We start from the raw sequence: 22,203 nt of genomic DNA on the forward strand, positions 1-22,203 counted from the left end.
TGCCCAAAAGCACAAGCCCCTGTTTTTGGCTGGCAGCAGCGCTGGCGGCCATGGCCGTCCAGCGTACGCGCCTATCAGCCTTGCTGGCCCATCAGCTCGTCAAAGGACACAGCCTTGTCGCTGACCTTGGCCTTGCCCAGCACGAACTCGGTCACGTTGTTTTCGATCACAACGGCTTCGACTTCGGCCAAACGTTGGCGGTCGCCAAAGTACCAGCGCACGACGTCTTCTGGCTTCTCGTAGCTCGATGCCAGCTCGTCGATGTGGGCCTTGATTTGCTCAGGCGTGGCTTCCAGCTTGTTGGACTTGACCAGCTCGGCAACCACCAGGCCCAGGCGCACACGGCGCTCGGCTTGGGGCAGGAACACGTCAGCAGGGATTTCTGCCTTTTCAGCGTCCTTGATGCCACGTTGCTTGAGCTCTTCACGGGCGCCTTCGAGCAGACGGCCGACTTCGGCGTCGATGCTGGCCTTGGGCAGGTCCAGCTCAGCCTTGGAAACCAGGGCTTCCATCACGGCTTGCTTGTTGCGCGACTGAACGCGGAACTTGACTTCACGCTCCAGGTTCTTCTTGATGTCGGCGCGCAGGCCTTCAACGGAGCCGTCAGCAATGCCCAGGGACTTGGCCAGTGCTTCGTTCACTTCGGGCAGGTTGGCGGCTTCCACCTTCTTGACGGTCACCAGGAAGTCGGCGGTCTTGCCAGCCACTTCCTTGCCGTGGTAGTCCTCAGGGAATGCCAGGGGGAAAGTCTTGGATTCGCCGGTCTTCATGCCGCGCACTGCGTCTTCGAATTCCTTGAGCATCTGGCCTTCGCCGATCAGGAACTGGAATGCCTCGGCCTTGCCGCCAGCGAAGGGTTCGCCGTCGATCTTGCCTTCGAAGTCCACGGTCACGCGGTCGCCGTCAACGGCAGCCGTGTCGGCTGGGCGCTGGGCGAAGGTGCGGCGTTGCTTGCGCAGGATGTCGATGGTCTTTTCGATGGCAGCGTCGTCCACATCAGCGGCCAGCTTTTCCACTTCTGCGGAAGCCAGGTCACCGATCTTGACTTCGGGGAACACTTCGAACACGGCATCAAATGCCAGCTCACCTTCGGCAGCGCCGTCTTTTTCGGTGATCTTGGGCTGGCCTGCAACGCGCAGTTCGGCTTCATTGGCAGCCTTGGCAAAAGCCTCGCCGACCTTCTCGTTGAGCACTTCGTACTGTACGGAATAGCCATAGCGCTGTGCCACCACGTTCATCGGCACCTTGCCTGGACGGAAACCGTCCATCTTCACGGTGCGGGCCAGGCGCTTCAAGCGGCTGTCCACTTCGGTTTGCACGGATGCGAGAGGCAAGCTCAGCGAAATTTTGCGCTCGAGCTTTTCAAGGGTTTCAACATTCACTGCCATGGTTAATCCTAGTTAGGCACGAACCCTTCCGGCCACGGTGTGCAAACGCCATCAATACTGCCCTGCAAGCGGTCAAGCTTGCGTCTGCTGCGAGGACTATCCGTGTCGCATCAGGGGCGGTATCAACGGGGCTTGGCACCGTTTTACAACCTGGGGTCCCATTTAGATAGGCGACTGGCCCTAAGCCCAGCACACCCAAAAATCAAACGATGACAGCGCATTCAGTAGCAAGCAACACCTGGCATGACGCGGCAAAAACCAGCGTTGTCACGAAAGCGGTGCAGCGCAAGGCGCCATCGACCGAAACCAAACATTATATATAAAGCCAGCTCTTATCCGCGCTGCCAAGACCGTGATGAAGCGGGTTCAGCTCGAGGCGGGCCGCGAGCCCCCGCCACCGCAGACAAGAAAAAAGCCGAATCTCCTGTTGGAAATTCGGCTCTGATTCATCAGTAACCCAAGCTGCATATAGATATACAGCTATCAATTTTTTGGTGCGCGGGGGGGGACTCGAACCCCCACACCATTGCTGGCGTCAGGACCTAAACCTGGTGCGTCTACCAATTTCGCCACCCGCGCGGTTGCGGCTCCGGCCGGCTAGAAAGCCAACCTGCCTGTTTTTAGGTCAATCCGCGATTCTACATGCAAGCCATTGGTATTTTCAGCAAAACCGGCCAAAAACCACCCCTGCTGCCGGGCCCGGCGTTGCCGGCAGGCCCGGGCTGCGCCGCGCTCAGACAGCGGCCGACAGCGGCACCGCGCTGTGCTCCTTTTTCACCCGGTACCAGGCGGCGTACATCGCGGGCAGCGCCAGCAAGGTCAGCACCGTGGCAACCACCAGCCCGCCCATGATGGCGACAGCCATGGGGCCCCAGAAGATGCTGCGCGACAGCGGGATCATCGCCAGCACCGCCGCCGCGGCCGTCAGCGCAATGGGGCGCAGCCGGTGGGTGGCAGCCTCCACAATCGCGTCCCAGGTCGACAGGCCGGCGGCATGGTTGGCCTCGATCTGGTCGATCAGGATCACCGAGTTGCGCTGGATCATGCCCATCAGCGCGATCACGCCCAGCAAGGCCACAAAACCAAAGGGCCGATTGAGCAGCAACAATGCCGCCGTCACGCCGGATATCCCGAGGAAACCAGTGATGTAGACTAGCACCGAGCGGCTGAAGCTGTGCAGCTGCAGCATCAGCAAAGTGAAGACAAGAAACACCATGATGGGCATGCCCGCCATGATGGAGTCCGAGCCCTTGGCACTTTCCTCCACCGCGCCAGCAATCTCGATGCGGTACTGGTTCAGGCCCTTGTCGGCCCAGCCCTGCTGCAGCTTTTGCAGATCAGGCCAGAGCTTTTGCGTCACCGTCGGGCCTTGCAGGCCGGCGGCTACATCACCTTGCACGGTGATCGCATACTCGCGCCCCTGGCGCCACAAAATGCCCGGCTCCCAGACAAAGCTCGGCTTGGCAATCTGCGACAGCAAGATCGCTTGGCCGCTGCTGGACGCCACATAGGCATTGCCCACATCGGTCACGGCCTGGCGCTCGTCCACCGGCTGGCGCAGCACCATGTCGATCAGCTTGTCACCTTCGCGATACTGGCCGATGGTGTTGCCCGACAGTTGGGTGCGTGTGGCCTGGGCAATGCTCTGGTTGCTCACGCCCAGTGCGCGGGCCTTGCTCTGGTCCACCTCCAGGCGCAGCACCTTGATGGATTCGTTCCAGTTGTCGTTCACGCCGCGCATATCGGGCGAGGCTTCCAGCTTGGCGCGCACCTCAGTCGCCAGCGTGCGCAGCAGCTTGGGGTCCTCACCCATCACACGGAACTGCACCGGGTAAGGCACGGGCGGGCCGCTGGGCAGCAGCTTGACGCGGGCCCGCACCTCCGGGAACTCCTGGGCCAGCAAGGTCGGCAGCTGCTTCATCAGGCGGTCGCGGTCGGCCAGGTTGTGGGGCAGCAAGATCAGCTGCGACACATTGGACTGCGGAAAGATCTGGTCCAGCGGCAGGTAAAAGCGCGGCACACCCGAGCCGATCCAGGAGGTGACCGACTCCATGCCCTCTTGGGTCTGCATGCGCTGCTCGATGCGCCGCGTCACCGCCTCGTTGGCCGCCATGCTCGATCCCTCGGGCAACCAGACATCCATCAGGATCTCGGTGCGGTTGGAATCGGGGAAGAACTGCTGCTGCACGCGCGTCATGCCAAACAGGCCCAGCGCAAACACCAGCACCGTTGCGCCAATCGTCAGCCAGCGGTGCTCCACACACCAGGAGACGGTGCGGCGGAAACCGTTGTAGAAAGGGGTGTCAAACATCGCATGCTCGCCACCCTCCCCGGCTGGCGGCACATGCCGGGGTTTTTTGAGAAACACCGTGCCCAGGTAAGGCACAAAGTAGACCGATACCACCCAGCTGATCACCAGCGCGATCACCGTCACCGCAAAGATCGCAAAGGTGTATTCGCCCGTGGTGGATTTGGCAATGCCAATCGGCATAAAGCCCGCCGCCGTGATCAAGGTGCCCGTCAGCATGGGCTTGGCGGTGATGTCATAGGCAGCGGTCGCCGCGCTCAGCTTGTCATAGCCTTCTTCAAGCTTGCGCACCATCATCTCGACGGCAATGATGGCGTCGTCTACCAAGAGGCCCAGCGCAATGATCAAGGAGCCCAGCGAGATCTTGTGCAGGCCAATGCCCCAGTACCACATGGCCAGGAAGGTGGCACACAGCACCAGCGGAATGGTGATACCCACCACCAACCCAGGGCGCGGATCCAAGCTGATCCGGCGCCACAGCGGATCCTTGCCCTTGCGGATATGCATACCCAGGCTCAAAAAGCTCACGGCCAGCACAATCACCACCGCCTCGATCAGCACGCGCACAAATTCGTTGACCGAGGTAGCCACCGCCTTGGGCTGGTCCTGCACATTCTCCAGCCGCAAACCGGCCGGCAGGGTCGGCACAATCTTGCCCACCGCCTCATGCAGGTGCTTGCCCAGTGCAATCACATCCCCGCCCTTGCGCATGGAGATACCCAAGGCCACGGTCGGCTGGCCCTGGTAATGCACCTTGGTCTTGGCCGGGTCCAGGTAGCTGCGGTAGATGTCGGCAATATCGCCCAGCTTGAGCTGGTTGCCATTGGGCCCCCGAATGGGCATGGCCTTGACGTCGTCCAACTGGCGGAACTCGCCGGTCACCTCGACCTGCACCCGGTCGGCGCCGGCCTGCACCTCGCCGCCGCTTTGCACCGCGTTTTGCTGGCCGAGCTGGGCAATGACCTGGTTCATGTCCAGGCCCAGCTGGGCCAGTTTGCTGCGCGATATCTCTATGTAGAGCTTCTCGTCCTGCACGCCAAACAGCTCGACCTTGGCCACATCTTTGACCCGCAACAGGCTCTGGCGCACGCTGTCGGCATATTCCTTGAGCTCGGCGTAGCTGTAGCCCTCGCCCTGCAGCGCGTAAATCACGCCATAGACGTCGCCGAAGTCATCGTTGAAGAATGGCCCGAGCACGCCCTGGGGCAAGCTGGCGCGCATATCGCCCACCTTTTTGCGCACCGCCAGCCAGGTTTGCGGCACATCCTGGGGCCGGGTGTCTTCGCGCAGGTTCAGGATGACCAGCATCTCGCCGGGCTTGGAGTAGCTGACGATCTTGTCGGCGTTGGGCACATCCTGCAAGGTGCGCTCGACCTTGTCGGTCACCTGCTCGGCCATCTGCTGGGCGGTGGCGCCCGGCCAGGCGGCAGACACCACCATCGCGCGGAAGGTGAAGGGCGGATCCTCATCCTGCCCCAGCTGAAAGTAAGCCCCCATGCCCAGCAACAGCAGCATGATGAGCAGGTAGCGCGTGAGCGGCACATGCTGCAGCGCCCAGCGCGAGAGGTTAAAGCCTGGGCGGGCGCTGTGTTTTTCGCCCTCCGGCCCTGGGCCCGATGGGGGTGTGGATCCCGGCGTGCCGGTGTCTTCCGGTGTGTTCTGAGGTGTTTGCATGCGCACCTCTTATTGCTTGGGCGCAGCAGCAGCAGCGGGGGCATTCACCACCGGTGCATCGGTCTGGGTCAGCGCGGGCGCCGTGGCGGCGTACTTGGACTGGAACACCGTCACCTTCTGGCCCGCACTGAGCACATGCACGCCGGCAATCACCACCTGCTGCCCGGTCTGCAGGCCGCTTTGGATCACGGCGTCATTGCCATCCATGCGCGCCACGGTCACCGCCTGCGGGTTGACGGTAGAGCTGGCCGGGTCAAACACCCAGACCTGGCTGCTGCCGGCCTTGTCCCACAGCGCCGACAAAGGCAGCTTGATCACATCGGCGGCCTTGTCCATCGCTGCAGGGCGCTGCGCAGGCACCACGGTCACGGTGGCGCCCAACTTGGGCAGCACCTCATTGGGTGCGGCATCCAACGACGCCTTGACCTGGTAGGTGCGCGTGGCGGCATCGGCACTGGCGGCCACTTCGCGGATATGGGCGCCCAGCGCCTGCTCCTCAGGCCAGACCTTGACCTGCACCGGCTGGCCGGGTTTGAGCTGGCCAATGCGGTCCTCGGGCACGGCAAACACGGCATCGCGTGCACCATCCTTGGCCACGCGCAGCACGGGGCTGCCAGCAGCCACCACCTGGCCGGGCTCCACATTCACCGCAGTCACCACCCCGGCCACATCGGCCACCAGGCGGGTATAGGCCGTCTGGTTGCGTTGGCTGGCGGCATTGGCCTTGGCCTGGTCCAGCTGGGCCTGGGCCGATTTCAGCGCTGCCGCATGGCGCTCCATCTCGGCGGCGCTGATGAAATTCTTGTCCCGCAGCTCCTTGAAGCGGCGGTAGTTGGCCTCTTCCAGATCGCGCTGCGTGGTTGCGGCCTGCACCTGGGCCTGGGCGCCCTGCGCGGCCAGTGCGTAATCGGTGCCATCGAGCTGGGCCAGCAACTGCCCCGGCTGGATGGCCTGGCCCAGCTCCACATTGCGGCTGAGCACCTTGCCCGCTACGCGAAAGCCCAGCTGCGCCTCGGTGCGGGCGCGGATGTCGCCGGCAAACGCCGTCTGTGCCTGCAGCGGCACGGCACCCACCGTTTGCAGCTTGACAGCCCGCATCGGCTCGGGTGGGGATTCCTGGCGTGAACAGGCCGCCAATGTGGCCACGGTAGCAATGGACAGCAGCAGCACTGCGGCACGCGCGCTGGGCGCTCGAAGAGGTAGGAACATGGTGTGCAATCGGGCAGTGAGAGGCCAAGAAGACCCTGGCCCGGCAGATGGAAAGAGGGAAACGCACCAAGGACCCGCTGCCAAACACCCAGACGAGCGCTGCGCAGAGGGCCCTTAATGACCAAACGGTCACTAATTTAGACAGTTCGCTCTCGGCTGTCAATGCTTGGCAGCCACACCCTGCGGTATGCGCTAGCATCGGCGCTGTGAAAGATTCCACGCCCTCCCCTTCTGCGACTGCCGCCCCGGCCACCGTGGCCACGCCCGTCACCCACTACGAGAATTTTCCGGTGGCCTCCTGGCTGTGCCCACCGGCGCTGCGCCCGCCCATTGCCGCCATCTACCACTTTGCGCGCACGGCCGATGACATCGCCGACGAGGGCGATGCCGATGCCCCCACCCGCCTGGCCGAGCTGCAGGCCTACCGCGATGCGCTGGCCCATATCGCCCAAAGCAAGCCGCCGCTGGCCCGCTGGCAAGCCGTCTTTGCACCGCTGCAGGCGGCCATCGTTCAATGGCAGTTGCCAGTATCGTTGCTCGATGATTTGATCAGCGCCTTTATGCAAGACATCGACAAGACCGCCCAAGGCGCGCGCTATGCCGACCGCAGGGAACTGCTTGATTACTGCCGCCGCTCGGCCAACCCGGTGGGGCGTTTGCTGCTGCATCTGTATGGCGTGAACGATGCGAGCTCGCTGGCCCAGAGCGATGCCATCTGCAGCGCGCTGCAACTGATCAACTTCTGGCAGGACCTGAGTGTGGACATTCCACGGGGCCGCTACTACCTGAACGATGCCGACTGCCAGGCCGCCGGTATCACCCCCAGCGCCATGCAACAGCGCCAGGACGGCCCGGCGCTGCGCCAGCTGGTGATGGACCAGGCCGCCTGGGCGCGCCGCTTGATGGACGAAGGCGCGCCGCTGGTGCACCGCGTGCCCGGCCGCGCTGGTTGGGAGCTGCGCCTGGTGGTGCAAGGGGGCTTGCGCATTCTGGACAAGGTCGAGGCCTTGCAAGGCCAAAGCCTGTGGCAGCGCCGCACCATAGGCAAGGGCGACGGGCCGCTGATGCTGTGGCGCGCCTGGCGCATGTAGGCCGCTATCCGCCCGGTATTCGCCCGCTGCCGCGCCAACAAAAAAAAGGCCGCATCCTCAGATCCGGCCTAAAGGGGTTATGGGAACCCCCGAGGAGAGTGTTTACGGGCCTTGCGGCCAGGCGGCTCAGTGCTCAGCCATCCTTTGCCCAGGTGGGGAATACGCTTGTCATGGTCTAACCTTTCTTAACCCAGCTGCACGGGTACAAAAATCTTCTGGCCATTGCGCTCGATCAGCAAGGCCACCGACTTGTCGGACTGCGCGACCTGCTTGCGCAGATCATCGATCCCGGTAACTGCCGCGCCATTGACGGACAGCACGACATCCCCCGGCTGTACCCCGGCCAGCGCTGCAGGCCCGGCGGCTTGCTCCACGATCAAGCCTTGCTGGCTGCCACTGGCCTGCTTTTCCTGGGGCGTCAACTCGCGCAGCGCCAGGCCCAGCTTGCCCTTGCCAACCTTCTCATTGCCGGCGACCTGCTCGCCCTTGCTGACATTGCCGCCCAAGGTCGCTTGCACGCTGGTGGCCTTGCCGCCGCGCCATACCTGCAGCTCGGCCTTGGTGCCGGGTCGGGCCGTGGCAATGGCTGCAGGCAGGTCGTTGGACGAGACAATCGCCTGGCCGTTGTAGCCGGTGATCACATCGCCGGGCTGCAAACCAGCCTTGTCGGCGGGGCCGCCCTTTTCCACGCTGGCGACCAAGGCGCCTTCGGGCTTGGGCAGCTTGAAGGAATCAGCAAAGGCCTGGTTGACCTCCTGGATCACAACACCCAGGCGGGCATGGTCGACCTTGCCGTGCGAGACGATCTGGTCCTTGATGTTGACCGCCAGGTCAATCGGGATCGCAAAGGACAGGCCTTGGTAGCCGCCGCTCTTGCTGTAGATCTGCGAGTTGATGCCGACCACCTCGCCCCGCGCATTGATCAGTGGCCCGCCGGAATTGCCGGGGTTGATCGCCACATCGGTCTGGATAAAAGGCACCGAGCTGTCATCGGGCAATGCACGGCCCTTGGCGCTGACGACACCCGCCGTCACCGAGTTCTCGAAGCCAAAGGGCGAGCCGATGGCCAGCACCCATTCACCTTGCTGGATGGACTTGGAGTCCCCAATTTTGGCGACCGGCAAATCCTTGGCATCGATCTTGATCACCGCGATATCGGTCTTGGGGTCCGAGCCCAGCACCTTGGCCTTGAACTCGCGCCGGTCGGTGAGCTTGACCGTCACCGTCTTGGCGCCCTTGACCACATGGGCATTGGTCAGGATGGTGCCATCGGGGCTGATGATGAAGCCCGAGCCCTCACCGGCCATGGGCACCTCTTGCGGCACCTGGCGGCCAAAGCCGCGCGGCATGCCTTGCTGGGGCACGCCAAAGCCGAACTGGCGGAAAAACTGCAGCATCGGGTCATTGGGGTCCATCTGCTGGCCCCGGTTGGCCGAGGGTGCGGCATCGGCATCATCGCCGTCGTCCCCATCGCCCGAGACCGTGCGGGTGCCGCGCACACTGATATTGACCACCGCAGGCCCGGCCTGTTGGGTGATGGTGCTGAAATTGGGCAGGCTCACCATCGGTGCCGCAGCCGTGCCCGCCTGGGCCACGACCGCAGGTGCGTTCTGCGCATGGGCGCTCCACTGCACATGCTGCAGTGCAGACGCCCCCACGCCACCCAACACACCGGCCGTCAGCAAGGCAGCTACCAGTTTGCGCGAACCGAGTTGAAAAGAAGGAACAGACATTTTGTACTCCTGAAAACCACTTGCATGGTGTCGATGGAGCTAATGTGCCTGCCCAGACTTAGCGGAAACTTAGGCGCGCATCACTTTCGCCGTCACGACTTCTGGTACGGAAAATACGCCGGTGCCTCGCCGATGGCCAGCATATCGACCTCCAGCAATGCCAGCCCTCGCTGGCTGGCCAACTGGGCCACGGCCTCTGCCAAGCCATCGGCCTGGTCGAGCTTGCGGTAGGCCATGCCGGCCGATTGCGCCAGCAGCGCAAAGTCCGGCGGCGCCAGATCGCCGTAAACACGCCGGCCTCCAAAGTTGGCATCCTGCATGTGCTTGATGACGCCATAACCGGCGTCGTTCATGACGATAAGCAGCATGTCCAGTTGCTCTTGCATGGCCGTCCACAGCTCGCAGACATTCATCATGAAGCCGGCATCGCCGCTCAGCACCACCGTCTTGGCGCCTTGTGCGGCAAAGGCCGCACCGATGCCCAGCGGCAGGCCCTGGCCAATGCCGGCGCCCACCGGGTGCATGGCATCGCGGGGGCCATAGACCTCGAACAAACGGTTGCCCCAGGTGGAATTGGCCACGGTGATATCCCGCGCCCACACCGCGTTGCGCGGCAACTGGCTTCGGAGCTGCTCGGCAAAGCTGGCATAAGGCCCCAAAGTGCTGGCAAAGGCCTGGCGGGCGCGCTGCTTCATGCCCGCAAATTGTGCGCGGTAGCCAGGCTCGGCCTGGTAGTTGCCCAGCGCGGCCACCAGGCGCTCCAGCACATCGCAGGCATCGCCGCAGACAAACTGCGCGCAGTCGTAGCTGCGCCCCTGGGCAGCAGGGTCCACATCAATCTGCACCCGCTGGCCGGGCAAGGCCAGGCTTTGGTCCACAGTCTCCTGGCCGCGCAGCCGCGAGCCCACCACCAGCATCAAATCCACGGTCTCGTAAAAGCTGGTGACCTCGGGCGCGCCGGTGCCGTTGAGGCCGCCCAGGTTGCAGGCATGGTCTTCGGGCACAATGCCGCGCCCGGCCCAGCTCGATGCCATGCCAAAGCCCATGTCCAGCAACTGCTGCAAAGGCACTCCGCAATCAATGGCGCCCCGCCCCACCCACAGCATGGGCCGCCGCGCGGCGCGCACGCGCGCGGCCAGCTGCGCAATATCGGTATCGCTGGCACGCGGGCGTGCTGGCAGGGGCGGCAGCGCCAGGCTTGCGCCCACATCGACCTCCGGGATGGGCTGCTTTTGCACATCGATCGGAATCTCGATGCTGACCGGCCCCATCGGCGCCGTCAGCGCCTCGGTGGCCGCTTGCTGCAAAATGCGCAGCGCGTCTTCGGCGCGCTCAATGCGGTAGCTGGCCTTGCAGACGCTTTGCAGCATGCCCAGCTGGTCGCGCACATTGTGGGTGGCGCCGGTGTCGCGGCCCAAAAACTTGCGCGGCACCTGGCCGGTGATATGCAAAAGTGGCGTGGAGGCAAACGAGGCCTCCAGCAAGCCCGATACGGTGTTGGCCGCTCCCGGCCCGGTGCTGGAGACCAGCACCCCCAGCTTGCCGCTGCGCCGGGCATAGCCATCGGCCATGTGGGCGGCGCCCATCTCGCCGCGCGTCATCACCACGCGGATGCCGCCCTGGCGGGCAATGCCGTCCATGATCGGGATGTTGTGCACGGAGATGATGCCGAAGACCAGCTCCGTATCGATGGCATGCAGAAACTGGGCGACCAGGTCGCCGATATTGAAAGTGTGTGGCATGGTGGTTTTACTGGCTGGCCTGAACGTCCAGGGCCAATGGCTTGAAGAAGGCGTAGTCGCTGGCGATGCGTTTTTTCAGATCAGCGGTGCTCACCGGGTCAATGGCATAGCCCGAGCGCTCCATGTCGGCCACAAAGCGGGCATCGGCCAGGATTTTCTGGTTGGCTTGCGCCAGCGCCTCGATCACCTCGGGCGCGGTCTTGGCCGGCGCCAAAAGGCCAATCCAGCCCTCAAAGTTAAAGTCCGGGTAACCGGCCTCTGCCATGGTCGGCGTGTTGGGCAGCTGCGGGTTGCGCGCTGGCGATGTCAGCGCCAGCGCCCGCACGCTGCCGCCCTGCACCTGGGTGACGGCCGTGGTGTTCAGGTCAAACAGGATGGAGACGCGGTTGGCCATCAGCTCGGCCATCGCCGGTGCATTGCCTTTGAAGGGCACATGCGTCATCGTGATGCCCGCGTACTTGGCCAGCAGCACGCCCGACAGGTGGTTGGACGAGCCATTGCCGGCCGAGGCATAGCTCAGCTGGCCAGGCTGGGCCTTGCCAAAGGCCACCAGCTCCTGCAGCGACTTGAACGGCGACTGCGCGCCCACCAGCAGCACATTGGTGTACTTGACCACCGAGCCGATGGGAGAGAAATCCGCGACTGGATCAAAGCTGGTGCTGGTCACCGCCGGCGTGATGCTGATCGTGGGGCTGGCGACAAAGTACAGGGTGTAGCCATTGGGCGCCGCGTTCTTGACGGCATTGGCCGCCAGGGTGCCGCTCGCGCCGGCCTTGTTCTCGATAATCACGCTCTGGCCCAGCAGCTCCGACAGCTTTTGCCCGTACTGCCGCGCCACAATGTCGACCGAGCCACCCGGCGAATAACCCACCACCAGCTTGATGGGCTGCTGCGGAAAGGGCTTGGGCTGGGCCTGCGCTGCAGCGCCCCACACCCCCAATAACGCTGCGCTGAGCGCGATGCTCCAAGGATTCATGCCGGTCTCCTAAGGTTCTTGTGCGCTCCTTTATCCCTTAGGTACCAGCCGCCCCCTCCCCCTGCTAACCCTTGAAGTTCGCAGATTGAATAAGCTGATATTTACAACGAATCAGTTTGCACCGTCAGCGTTTAAAAAATGACTCGCACGCGCAGGCCGCCAAGATCCTCCGACGCATCCAGCAGCAACTCCGCCCCATGCTGGCGCGCCACCGCGCTGACAATGGCCAGCCCCAGCCCGCTGCCATGCGCGACGGTGCCGGGCACGCGGTAAAAGCGGTCCAACACCCGCTCACGCTCCTCGGGGTCCACGCCGGGCCCGCTGTCCTCGACGCTGAGCACGCGCTGGCCCTGCGCATCGCGGTACCAGCGGCACAGCACCTGGCCACCGGCGGGGGTGTAGCGCAGCGCGTTTTCCAGCAGGTTGCGCAGCAGCAGGCCCAGCGCATCGGGCTGGCCCTGCACGGGCTCCAGCGTTTCATCCAGCTGGTGCTGCAAGGTCAAGCCGGCCTGCTGGGCCAGTGGCTGCAACTCATCGACTGCCATCTCGCACAGCGCAGCCATTGCGACCGGCTGGGCGGGGGCCGCCTGCATCTGCCCGGCCTCCTGGCGGGCCAGGTGCAGCAGCTGCTCCACCATGCGCGTCGCGCGGTCGATGCCGGCCATCACCCGTTCGCTGGCCACGCGCCGCGCGGCATCATCGGGTGCGCGGGCCAAGCCCTGCACTTGCAGGCGCAGGGCCGCCAAGGGGGTGCGCAGCTCATGGGCGGCATCGCCCACAAAGCGCTGCAATGCATCAAAGGCCGCCTGCAAACGGGCTAGCAGCAGGTTCATCTCCTGCACCAGTGGCTGCACTTCCAGCGGCAAATCGGCATCGGCCAGCGGCGACAAATCATCGGCCCGGCGCGCTGCCAATTGCTCCCGCGTGCGCGCCAAAGGCGCCAAGGTACGGGCCACCACCCACCACACCACCAGCATGATCAACGGCGCCAGCAGCAACACCGGCACGATGGAGCGCAAGGCCACATTGCCGGCCATTTGCTTGCGCGATGCCGCCTCCTGCGCCACCTGGATCACCTGGGTCGGTGTCTGCAACGCATAGATGCGAAAGGCCAGGCCATGGGCCCGTGCATCGCTGAAACCCAGCACAGCCACCTGGGGCAGCAGGCGTGAGTTGCTGGATCGGTAGAGCATGATGCCGTCAGCCCGCCAGATCTGCACAATCATGTCCTGGGCCTTGGCCTGCGGGTCGGCCAGCGCATCCGATGCCACCTCGGAGGCCAGCCCGGCAGACAGCGCCAGTGCAATGCGCTGCATCTGCACATCAAACAGCGCTTCGGTCTCGGCACGCGCCGTGCGGTAAATGCTGAAAGCCTGCAGGCAGGCGGCCACGGCCACGACGGCCAGCAGCGCCCAGATCAGCCGCGCGCGCAGCGAAAAAGGCCGTCTGTTCCACAAAGCAGTGCTCAAGGTGCCACCCCTGTTGGCGACTCGACCGGCACCAGGTAGCCCAGGCCGCGCACGTTCTGGATCAGATCGGCGCCCAGCTTTTTGCGCACCCCGTGGATGTAGACCTCCACGGCATTGCTGCTGATGTCGTCGCGCCAGGAGTACAGCTTTTCCTCCAGCTGCGCGCGCGAGAGCACGCGCCCGGGCCGCGCAATCAGGGGTTCGAGCACCGCCCACTCGCGCGCCGACAGTGGCACCGGCTGCCCAGCCACAAAGGCCTCACGCGAGGCGGGCACCAAGCGCACCTGGCCCCAGCAGTACTCGGGCTCGGCCCGGCCGCTGGCGCGGCGCAGCAGCGCGCGGATGCGTGCCAGCAGCTCGTCAAGATCATAGGGTTTGATGATGTAGTCATCGGCACCGGCGTCCAACCCCGCCACGCGCTCGGCAATGGCGTCGCGTGCCGTCGCCACCAGCACGGGGATGCGGACCTGGCGTGCGCGCATCTCGCGCAGCACCTGCAGCCCATCCACCTTGGGCAAGCCCAGGTCGAGCAGCACCAGGTCGTAGCCGGCCGTGGCCAGCGCGGTCTGCGCCATGGCCCCGTCCTTGACCCAGTCCACCGCCCAGGATTCGGCGCGCAGTGCATCGAGCACCACTTCGCCAATCATCTGATCATCTTCTACCAGGAGTATGCGCATGCCAGCATTATGCAAGCGGCCCCTAAGGCGGCGGCCAACAGGCCCCAAGGAAAACGGGCTGAACCCCTCAATGGTGTTCAGCCCGTACCCTGCTAGATCCACGACAGAAAGACCCGCCACAAACACCCCGTCAATCGTGGTGTCTGCGGCTTCCCTCCGCACATGCCGCCGTTGGTGTGGGAACCCGGACTTATTGTTGGCTTTGGTCCTGGTACCCGGGCGGCTTGCATCTCCCCTTGTGCTCAATGGCGAACGCGATTATATGAAGCTCGACATGTCAATACCCAACAACTATTGCAACAAAAGACTTCTGCTCCTGCTGGCACACGCCTGCGCTGATCCAGCGCCAGTGCACAGTCTTTTGAATTTACTTGAATAAATGACTTTATTGATCCGCTTGCGCAGCCCATTCCAGCCAATGTCAACAAAGCTGTGCAAGCACTCACCCCGCTCCGGGTGGCCCTTTAGCCCGCGCTGCCGAGCCCCATAGAAGTGCCCAGCAAGGCGCCGCGATGACTTGCGCGTCTATCGCCGGGGTAATGTCCCCGGGCCTCTGGCCCATGGGACAATACGGCGCTTATGACCACGCCCCAGCAGTATGTTCAAAACAAGGCCGCAGCCTCCGGCAGCAGCTTTTACTATGCCTTCCTCTTCCTGCCCAAAGACCGGCGTGCGGCCATCACCGCCTTTTACGCCTTTTGCCGAGAGGTAGACGATGTGGTCGATGAGGTGACGGACCCAGGCGTGGCGGCGACCAAGCTGGCCTGGTGGCAAAGCGAGGTTCGCAAAAGCTTTGCCGGCCAGCCCAGCCACCCGGTCATGCTGGCGCTGATGCCGCATGCCAGCGCTTTCTCCATCCAGGCCGAGCATCTGCTGGCGGTGATTGAAGGCTGCCAGATGGACCTGGAGCAGACGCGTTACCTCGATTTCCCCGGGCTGCAGCGCTACTGCCACCTGGTAGCAGGCGTGGTGGGCGAAGTGGCGGCCCGCATCTTTGGCCAGACCAGCCCGCAAACCACGCAGTACGCCCACAAGCTGGGGCTGGCGTTCCAGCTCACCAATATCATCCGCGACGTGGGCGAGGACGCAATGCGTGGCCGCATCTACCTGCCGGTCAATGAGCTGCAGCAGTTTGATGTCAAGGCGCACGAGGTGATTAACCGCAAATACTCGGACCGGTTTGAGGCGCTGATGCGCTTTCAGGCCCAGCGCGCCCACCAGCTCTATGACGAGGCCCTGGCCCTGTTGCCCCAAGCCGATTACCGCGCGCAAAAGCCCGGGCTGATGATGGCCAGCATCTACCGCACCTTGCTGCGCGAGATCGAGCAGGACAAGTTCCAGGTGCTGCACCAGCGCGTCAGCCTGACCCCTCTGCGCAAGCTCTGGCTGGCCTGGCGCATGCAAGCATTGGGCCGCATGTAAGTGGCCCGCAGCCAACGTATCGCCGTGATCGGCGGCGGCTGGGCCGGCATGGCCGCTGCCGTTGAGCTGGCCGCGAACAGCGCGCACCAGGTCACGGTCTGGGAATCCTCAGCCCACTGGGGCGGCCGCGCGCGCGGGCTGCCGCTGGCGCTGCCCGGCGGCGAGACGGTCACGGTCGACAACGGCCAGCACATTCTGATTGGTGCCTATACCGCCTGTCGCGCGCTGATGGAGCGGGTGGGCGTCAGCACCGATGCCTCCTTCAGCAAACGGCCCCTGGCCCTGCGCTACCCCGATGGCCGAGGCATTCGTTTTCCTGACCGACCCGCCCCCTGGGATGCCCTGATCGGCATCGCCACCGCCAAGGGCTGGTCTTTGCCAGAGCGCCTGCAACTGCTCGCCCGGGCGGCGCGCTGGCGGCGCCAGGGCTTTCGCTGCCCGCCCCAGGCCAGCGTGGCCGATCTCTGCGCCGGGCTGCCCCAGCGCTTGCTCGCGGAGTTTTTTGACCCGCTGTGCATCTCGGCGCTCAACACCCCCATCCACGAAGCCAGCGGCCAGGTCTTTTTGCGCGTGCTGCAAGACAGCCTGTTTGCGGTCGACAAAGGCTCGCACTTCTGGCTGCCCCTGGTGGACCTGGGCCGGCTCTTCCCCGAGGCTGCCGCCACCTGGCTGCAGGCCCGAGGCCATGACTGCCATCTGAGCGCGCGGGTGCAACAGCTGGGCATGGCAGAGTCCGGCTGGCAGATCAACGGACACCGCTATGACCAGGTGCTGCTGGCCTGCCCGCCCTGGGAAGCAGCGCGCCTCGTGCAAGCCGCCTTTGCCAACCCATCGGCCCCCGTTCCGGCGCACGCCAAGGCCCAGGCCTGGGCCGATGCGGCCCAGCGCCTGGCGCACACGGCCATCGCCACCGTCTACGCCTGGAACCCGGCCCCCGGCGCCCAAGGCCACAGCCTGCCCGCGCCCTGGCTGGCGCTGGAGAGCAGCCCTGCGCAGCCGGCGCAGTTTGTGTTTGACCGCGCCCAGCTGGGCGACCCGGCCGGCCTGCTGGCCTTTGTCATCAGCACCAGCGATGGCGACCGCGCCGACATTGAGCAGCAGGTCATCGCCCAAGCGCAGGCCCAGCTGGGACTGGCGCTGCAACCGCTCAAAACCGTGGTGGAAAAGCGCGCCACCTTTGCCTGCACACCTGGCCTGCAACGCCCGGGGATGGTGATTGCGCCAAGCCTGATCGCCTGCGGTGACTATATCGACGGCCCCTACCCCGCCACCTTGGAAGGCGCCGTGCGCAGCGGCATTGCTGCAGCCCACGTGCTGGCCTGAAAAGCCCTCAGACCTTGCCCACAGGCCGGCGCCAGGGTGCGCCATGCGCAAACTGCGCAAGCACCCAGTCGCGCCAGGCGCTGGATGCGGCGCTGCTCCATTGGCTGGACGGCCGCACCAAGTAAATGCCAGCATCGGCCTGCAGCTGCCAAGCCGGCAATACCTCCAGCAAATGCCCCGCCGCCACCTCCGGGCCCAGCAGCCAATCGCCGCCGGCGATGATGCCCAGCCCTTGGCGTGCCGCCACCAGCAAGGCCTCGTTGTCGTTGCTCACCATGCTGGCGCGGATGCTGATCGCGCAGGATTCGCCCTCACGCGAAAACTGCCACTGCGGGTAGCTGCGCAGCCCGGTAAAGCCCAGGCAGTGGTGGCCGGCCAAGTCTTGTGGGGTTTGTGGCCAACCATGCGCGGCCAGATAACTGGGCGCGGCACAAACCAGGCGCCGGTGCTCGCACAGCCGCGTGGCGACCAGGCTGCTGTCCGCCAGCGAGCCAATGCGGATGGCCGCATCAAAGCGCTCACCAATGATGTCGACAAAGCGCTCCGCATACTCCACATCCAGCACCACCTGCGGATGGGCTTTGGCAAAGGCGGCCACCATGGGGCTGAGCCAGCGCCGGCCCATGCTGGCGGGCAGCGACAGCCGTAGCGAGCCACGCACCACGGCCGCCGCCTCGCTGGCCTGGCGCTGGGCCTGGTCCAGCAAGGCCAGGGCCTCGCGCACCCGGGCCACAAAATGCTGGCCCTCACTGGTAAAGCGCAGCTTGCGGGTCGAGCGCTCCAGCAGCCGAATGCCCAACCGCGCCTCCAGCGCCGTCAGCCTTTTGGACAGCACCGTCGGATGGCGCTGCAGCTGCGCAGCCGCCGCCACAAACGATCCGGCATCAAACACCGCCAGCAGGGTGCTGAGTTCATCGGCGTGTTGGCTGTCGAGCAGGGGCATGGTGGCGGGGTGGAGTGGGTGGTGCCCGGACTATAGGGCAGAGAACTGCATGCGCGCCATTGGCTCGTGCGGATGGACGCTCTCCGCACTTGTCTGCGATTGCGTGTCGGCGATCAATCAATGTGGGAAGTCGGGGGAAGTGGCTTATTGGTTTTTTCGACAACCCTCTTCATGTTCCAAGCAATTTTTTCTTTTTTCGTTTCTTATCAATATGAGTTTTTTGTTATGAATTACTGCATGCGTCACTTTTCCATCGCTCATGGAAGGCTCAAAATAGCGCAACATCTTCAATGATGTCGCATATTTCCCCATTTCCTTTTTCATATTTGTTTATGTAGTGCATGGGGAAAAGACGCAGATGCAATCGGCATTATTTAAATTGCTTTCAACATCCCGAATTAAAAAAGGCACCGAAAGAAACTTACAAATAAATTTTTCATTGTAATAATTATTGCAGCAATCTGCGACTCATAATGATGATTATTTACCCCTATCCGCATGCGACTCCTACAACCGAATTATATTACATACATTATCATCTGCCCGCGAATTCTTCAAATCCCTCGATAAAATTGAAATAATACATGATTGATTAATTTTTTAATTGTATTTGAGATTTTAACCTAGATTAATTCTGCACTGATAGTATAAAAAAAATAATATACTACCGCAGCTTCTTGATATTTTCAAATAAAAAATAAACACAACTAAGCAAAATAGACAGGCATAACTCCGGATAAATTAGCAACCCAATCTGACCAACTGAAAACCCACTCCTCGCAACGGAGGAAATTAACAATAAAACCGGAATTAATGCAATTACATAGAAAATCATAAAAATCTCCGCACGCTTCACCACAAATATGTATATTAAAATAAAAGCATTCAAAAAATAAAATATTATTCTTGACATTTCCATATAAAATTGAAATGGATCTATTTTTAATATCCTCAGGCCACTATTTATTTCGTAATTTAATCCTATAGCAAGGTTAGCAATAGGAGCAATAATTATTACGAACGCCATGAAAACGAAGACTTTGCAAGCATTCATTATGTAATCCCATACTTCTGATAACACTGTTCTTTTGGAATTGACCCTGCTGCCGCGCCAATTCCCCCAACGCTTCTAGCTGCTCCACTGAGCGTTGATGCACACGCCAAACAATCAACGATAGTAGTGCTTATATCCGCGCAACTACACCCCGTCGTATTCTCTACGAGAGCATGACAATTAGATTGATCCTTTTTCCAATCTTTAGGCTCTTTTTGCCGACCTTCAATTTCCACTCCTGATCCATCAGGTTTCGCAGTATAAGGTGGCACTTGACAGTTTGTTCCTGTGCATATCCCAGGTTTTCTAGTACCAGGAGCATCGCCGATGTTGGGAGACGCAGGCAGCATTGGAAATAGTCCCAGCGGATCGCTAAGCGAATTGGGGCTATTTAATACATAGGAAAACGTATTAAAGTTTTTTTCATTTCCAATTGGATCTTGATTGATATATCCGCCTATGCCCGACTCATAATACCGATGCCGGTTGTAATAAAGCCCCGTCTTCCCATCCGCATGCTGCCCCGGTAGCCGAATCGGCTGGTACAGATCGCTCGGGTTGTGCTCCGCCCGCACATTCCCCCAAGCGTCCAGTTGCACCGCCCAGTCCAGCCGGCTGTCTTCCCGGATCAGCGCATTGGGCGTTCCCAGGTGGTCGCAGAGGTAGTGGCGGATCTCGACTTTTTCTGCAGCTTCTTTGCGTTGGTCGCTCAACGTTTGCTCGTACTCCTGCAGCTGCTCGCGCATAAAGATCTGCACGTCCTTGGACATGGACTTAAAGGCGATGTTCTGAGGCAGAGTGGTGCTGAGTGCTTTGATATCTGCCAGGGCGCTGCGCAGCGCGTCTTGCACCACGCCTGGTGAGGTGTTGGCCAGCAGTGCATCGCCCAGGTCTGGCGCGGCTTTGGTGGCTCTGCGCAGCTGGATGAGTGGGGTAAACGACCCTGGCTCGTAGATGGTGTGGATGACTTCTGGTTGGGCTGCACCTTCGTCATCTTTCGCGTTGGCGCTGTTGAAGCGCTCGGTGTGGATGAGGCGGTCGCCGTCCCAGCCGAAGTAGTCTGTTTCGCTTAAGTCACCTGATTCTGAGTTGGCCGGCATGTTGTATTTGGCTAGTCGCCGTCCAAAGGCGTCGTAGCGATACTGCTGGGCGGTCTGTTTTTCGTTTTCTGTGACGACTACCTGCACCAGCTGGTTGCCACTGTCATACATCAGCTCCAGCTTGCGGCCCGTGGCCTCGTCCAAACTCTGTACTCGATTGCCTCGGCTGTCATATTGGTAGTGGATCTTTGCGCCTTGGCAGCTCGCGTCTTCCTGGTTTTCGTAATAGGCCACGCGGTTGCCGGCCCAGCGTTTGCTGGTGTGCAGCGGCTGATTTTGAGTCGGGTCTGGGTCCGCTTGGAGCGGGTTGAAGTCGCTGCGCAGCAGCTGCTCTTTGGTGATGGGGTTGGCTTGTGCAGCGGCGCGTTGCTGGGCTCTGAGGCGGTCGGTTTCGTTGAGGTGGCCGGTGATGGCGTCTGTTGCGGTGGGCCGGGTTTCGGGCCCGGCGATGGGCAGCCGGTTGCCTGCCGGGTCAAACTGCCAGCGCTGTGATCCGGCATGGGGTGTGTGGGCGCCTGTTAAGCGCCCTGCTGCATCGTAGGCAAAGCGGCTGATGCCGGCGTGGCTGCGCATGCTGACCATTTGGCCCAGGCTGTCGTAGTAATACTGCCGGGCGGTCATGGCGCCGAGCAGGGTTGGCGGGACGCGGGTGGTAGTAGCACCGCCTTGGGATGCACCTGGGATGGAGAGCATGTCATCCAGCGCACTGCCTTGCTCCAGGCCCATCCACTGCATCGTTTCCATGCGCCCGGCACTGTCCCAGCTGATCTTGCGGTAAAGCGGTTTGGCGGTGTTCTCACCAGGTGTTTGGCTCTTGATATCGGTGAGGACTTGGCGGTGAATCTCTCGGTGCAGCGCGTCGCGCTCAAAGTTGACGAGGCTCTCGCCTTGCCAGGTGATGTCGTGCACGTGGCCCGCGCCGTAGAGCAGGTAGCCGACGTCACCCAGGCCTTGCAGCTGGCTCGACTGGCGGTGGCCCAGGGCGTCTAGCTGGTGGCTAATGCGGTGTTCAAACTCGATCTCGGGGGTAAAGAACCGGTTTTGCAGCTCGTCTTGGGTAGGGGTTTTGTAGAGGCGCTGGACTTCACCAACGACCCGGCCTGCAGCATCGCGTTCGATGACCGCTTGGCTTTGCAAGACTCCTTCTTGGTTCTGGCCTTGGCTTGGATTAGGGCTTGGGCCTTCGGCGTCGTTTTCTCTTTGGTGCCACACGCTCGCCTGCAGAAGCTCGCCCACTTTGCCCCATTCGTAGCGCTGGGTGGTGGCTGGGAGCAGCTCGGTTGCTGGCAGATGGCGGGCGGCGAGTTGGCCGCTGATAGTCCATTCGTAGTGGCTGATGTGCGTAGCCAAGCTTTGCTCTGCAGCCCAGCCGTCTGAGGATTGCGTGAGCTGACCGGCGGCGTCGTATTCGTAGCTTTGCACCCGGGCCTCAAACCCAGTTTCTTGCGTCAAGCGGTCCATCACATCCCAGCTAAAACGGGTGTGCTCGCCGTTCTCGTTGGTGAGCTGGGTCAGGCGGCCGGCGGTATCGTAGACAAAGCCTAAATGCTGACCTGCATGGCTGCGGCTGGTGAGGCGGCCCCACAGGTCATAGGCCATGCGCACACTGGCGGCGGTGGTGCTGATGGGAGTTTTGCTGTTCTTGTCATCACTGCGCCCGGCCTTTACCTCTACCACCTGGCCCCGGGCGTCGTAGGTGTAGTGCTCCATGCTCCCATCGGGGTAGTAAACGGATCGCAGCTGATCCTGCTCGTTGTATTGGTAGCTCACCCGCTCGTCCAGCGCATTGCGCACCGCCTCGGTCTGGCCCCAGCGGTTGTATTCGTAGTGGGTGCTGTGGCCTGAGCAGTCGGTGTAGCTGGCGGTCTGGCCGGTGGGGGTGTAGGCGATATGTTTGTCGCGGCCGTTGGCATCGGTGATGCGGATGGGCTTGTCGGCGTTGGCGCGGATCGCCAGGTCGGTGGGGGTGCCGGTGATGTCGGGGTAGTGGTACTGCTCGCTGCTGCCACCCGGCAAGGTCACCCGGGTCATGCGGCCGTGGAAGTCGTACTCGTAATGGGTGATGCGGCCTGCGGCATCCGTACTGCTTTGCAG

The 22,203-nt window shown here is 62.4% G+C and carries 13 protein-coding genes and 1 tRNA gene; 3 read left to right on the forward strand and 11 right to left on the reverse strand.

From position 1 onward, the window contains the following. Positions 1-74: 74 nt before the first annotated feature. The 4 genes from tig to M2375_RS09090 all read right to left on the reverse strand — a co-directional run bounded on the left by tig (position 75) and on the right by M2375_RS09090 (position 6,579). On the reverse strand, positions 75-1,388 hold the full coding sequence (tig, locus tag M2375_RS09075) for a trigger factor (RefSeq protein ID WP_259165306.1): 1,314 nt from the start codon (positions 1,386-1,388) through the stop codon (positions 75-77). Between the two features lie 492 nt (positions 1,389-1,880). Next, positions 1,881-1,967, reverse strand: a tRNA-Leu gene (locus tag M2375_RS09080). A 154-nt stretch (positions 1,968-2,121) separates the two neighbouring features. Then, a complete protein-coding gene (locus M2375_RS09085) occupies positions 2,122-5,370 on the reverse strand; it encodes an efflux RND transporter permease subunit (RefSeq protein ID WP_259165307.1) in 3,249 nt (1,082 codons plus the stop codon). Positions 5,371-5,379: 9 nt separating this feature from the next. Then, positions 5,380-6,579: an efflux RND transporter periplasmic adaptor subunit gene (locus M2375_RS09090; protein WP_259165309.1), complete on the reverse strand. Its 1,200-nt coding sequence runs from the start codon at positions 6,577-6,579 to the stop codon at positions 5,380-5,382. Positions 6,580-6,785: 206 nt separating this feature from the next. Here M2375_RS09090 and hpnC point away from each other — a divergent pair, with 206 nt between their 5' ends. After that, on the forward strand, positions 6,786-7,670 hold the full coding sequence (hpnC, locus tag M2375_RS09095) for a squalene synthase HpnC (RefSeq protein WP_259165311.1): 885 nt from the start codon (positions 6,786-6,788) through the stop codon (positions 7,668-7,670). Between the two features lie 185 nt (positions 7,671-7,855). On the opposite strand, the gene M2375_RS09100 is transcribed toward hpnC, so the two are convergent. From M2375_RS09100 to M2375_RS09120, 5 genes are all read right to left on the reverse strand, one after another. Beyond that, positions 7,856-9,403 carry a DegQ family serine endoprotease gene (locus tag M2375_RS09100; protein WP_259165312.1) on the reverse strand — a complete coding sequence of 516 codons (1,548 nt, stop codon included), beginning with the start codon at positions 9,401-9,403 and terminating at the stop codon, positions 7,856-7,858. 92 nt (positions 9,404-9,495) lie between these two features. Continuing rightward, complete coding sequence (locus M2375_RS09105; RefSeq protein WP_259165314.1) at positions 9,496-11,145, reverse strand: thiamine pyrophosphate-binding protein; 1,650 nt, start codon at positions 11,143-11,145, stop codon at positions 9,496-9,498. A gap of 7 nt (positions 11,146-11,152) precedes the next feature. Next, entirely contained in the window at positions 11,153-12,121 is a 969-nt protein-coding gene (locus M2375_RS09110; RefSeq protein ID WP_259165315.1) for a tripartite tricarboxylate transporter substrate binding protein, read from the reverse strand. 131 nt (positions 12,122-12,252) lie between these two features. Beyond that, positions 12,253-13,590, reverse strand: a complete 1,338-nt coding sequence (locus tag M2375_RS09115) for an ATP-binding protein (protein WP_259165317.1) — start codon at positions 13,588-13,590, stop codon at positions 12,253-12,255. Further along, positions 13,587-14,267: a response regulator transcription factor gene (locus tag M2375_RS09120; protein WP_259165318.1), complete on the reverse strand. Its 681-nt coding sequence runs from the start codon at positions 14,265-14,267 to the stop codon at positions 13,587-13,589. Before M2375_RS09120 ends, M2375_RS09115 begins: the two co-directional genes overlap by 4 nt. Positions 14,268-14,846: 579 nt before the next feature. Here M2375_RS09120 and hpnD point away from each other — a divergent pair. After that, positions 14,847-15,689: a presqualene diphosphate synthase HpnD gene (gene hpnD / locus M2375_RS09125; protein ID WP_259165319.1), complete on the forward strand. Its 843-nt coding sequence runs from the start codon at positions 14,847-14,849 to the stop codon at positions 15,687-15,689. Further along, a complete protein-coding gene (hpnE, locus tag M2375_RS09130) occupies positions 15,690-17,012 on the forward strand; it encodes a hydroxysqualene dehydroxylase HpnE (protein WP_259165320.1) in 1,323 nt (440 codons plus the stop codon). Positions 17,013-17,019: 7 nt separating this feature from the next. Here the strand turns inward: hpnE and M2375_RS09135 are convergent, their stop codons facing one another. Further along, a complete protein-coding gene (locus M2375_RS09135) occupies positions 17,020-17,955 on the reverse strand; it encodes a LysR family transcriptional regulator (RefSeq protein WP_259165321.1) in 936 nt (311 codons plus the stop codon). A gap of 1,053 nt (positions 17,956-19,008) precedes the next feature. Then, positions 19,009-22,203, reverse strand: a 3,195-nt coding sequence (locus M2375_RS09140; RefSeq protein ID WP_259165323.1) for an RHS repeat domain-containing protein, incomplete at its 5' end; no start/stop codon positions are given.

The sequence above is a fragment of the Comamonas sp. BIGb0152 genome, assembly GCF_024809975.1.
Classification (GTDB): domain Bacteria; phylum Pseudomonadota; class Gammaproteobacteria; order Burkholderiales; family Burkholderiaceae_C; genus Comamonas.